Annotated in this window: 2 protein-coding genes; both read right to left on the bottom strand. The window is 55.3% G+C overall.

The features are described 5' to 3' along the window. Window positions 1–133: 133 nt before the first annotated feature. Complete coding sequence (locus QFW77_RS00170) at window positions 134–616, bottom strand: hypothetical protein (protein ID WP_180677567.1); 483 nt, start codon at window positions 614–616, stop codon at window positions 134–136. Continuing rightward, window positions 613–1776 (bottom strand): RHS repeat-associated core domain-containing protein (locus tag QFW77_RS00165; protein WP_280572112.1); only part of this gene is annotated, 1164 nt, incomplete at its 5' end. The genes QFW77_RS00165 and QFW77_RS00170, both read right to left, overlap by 4 nt.

The following is a 1776-nucleotide window of genomic DNA, read 5'->3' as shown; positions in this document are numbered from 1 at the left end:
GTAGCTGTAGCGCAGCGCGAACGTCTGCCCGTTGGTGACCTGGAGCTTGCGCGTCATCTGGCCGAAGCGGTCGTAGCAGTAGCGGGTGCTGCCGCCGCGTCGTACCCCCCTATTCTACCCATATTACCGACAACTATTCAACCTCTGCCAGACGAAATGGTTCTGAAAAATAATGGCACCCAGCCATGTCCTTCAAAGAGACTCGGTACTCCCTGGATTCACTCCGCCCCGGATCACTCACCGGACCAATCATGTCCAAGAAGAATGCCACGCCGCTGCCAGACCCAAGGGTCATCCATTTCTGCGGCGGAAAGAATTCTTCAAGAACAACCGCATCCATCTCCCATGTAACATCAGATATATGCCGACTTTGCAGCTCAATATATTGGCCATGGATTATTGTTGGTAGCAACGTATTATCCAATGGCAATCGAACCTGACTGGAAGATTTATTCGATATAACAAAGGACCCAAATGGATTATCTCTACCCCAAACGCTCAATCGTTGAATTCCTTTATACTCAATGGCAACCTGCCCCTCACATCGGAGGTTATCCGCCCCAAGAGCATAGAGCGCCGGAAATAGTACCAACATCAGTAACGCAAGCTTGCTCATCTTGCCGGTCCCGGAATAACCTGGGTGTGGCGTCCGCTTGCATCCCATCTATTGTGTGAATCAATAGCGGCCTGTCTCGCACCAGCTTGCAGGAATTGCTGCATAGCTTGCCGCGTAGCGGCTTCGCACTCAGCAGAATCAAAGAATCCTTGACCCTTCATTGAATCCTCCAGAGATTGCGCTCCGCTTCTCGCGCTACCGATCCAACTTCTTAAATCACGAACATGATCCAATTCGGCTCGGCGAGAAGCCCGCCTTTCACTCATGCTGTTGTAGCTCTGCCTGAGAAAAACGATCGGGGTAAATGCGACTGAGTACTCATTCAATGAGTAACTACCATTACTACAATCACAGATCGCGGAAATTGACCAGTCAAGAGTGGTTCTAGCAGCGCTGGCCTCAGTAACGGTCGACAAGCCATCTCCTGGAAAGGTGCGTGTCTGGAGACCTGGCGCTAGCGTTGGACTCCAAACAATTGGGTTCGTCGTCCACTGCAGCAAACCATACATGTCAGCCCACACTAAAGGCGAACCGCTTACATAAGTATATGTATTAACTCCCGCCATCAATCCAAGCGGATCGCTTTGAGAATATCGTCCGGTAGTTAATTCATAATCTCTGAAGTAATTATAGCTGAGCCCGCTCGTCGCATCGTACCGCTGCCCCGGAAAACGCATATCGAAAGCGAATGCAGTGGCGTCCCCATCCGGATCCTCGTTCGGCGGACTGTTCCCGAAAGCCTCGCTGGCGAGATCCCAATTCCACACGGCGAGGTTTCGCACCGGATCAATCACCGCCCGTGGCGTGCCGAGGTGGTCGGGCTGCACGTAGTGGAGCCGATTGACGCCTGAGCTGCCGACCAGCAGGCCGACCGGGAAGTCATCCAGCCAGACCGCCTGCTGCAACGGAGTCCCCGCGGCGTCGTAGTCCCCGAGCCAGCGGCCAGCCTCGTCGAACACCGTGGTCGTGTCGCTGGCGCCCAGGTGCCTGCGGACCTGCTCGCCCTTGCCGTTGTAGACGTAGTGCATCGCCACCGCGCCGCCCTGCTTCGCCTGGCTCATGCGATTGGCGGCGTTGTAGACGAACTCCCTGGCCGTGCCGATGGCGAGGGTATTGCCGGCATTGTCGTAGTTGCGGGCCACGCCGGCCACGGCGGCGAG

The organism is Luteimonas endophytica, assembly GCF_029887875.1.
Taxonomy (GTDB): Bacteria; Pseudomonadota; Gammaproteobacteria; order Xanthomonadales; family Xanthomonadaceae; genus Luteimonas; species Luteimonas endophytica.
This window is presented reverse-complemented; position numbering and strand designations above follow the sequence as displayed.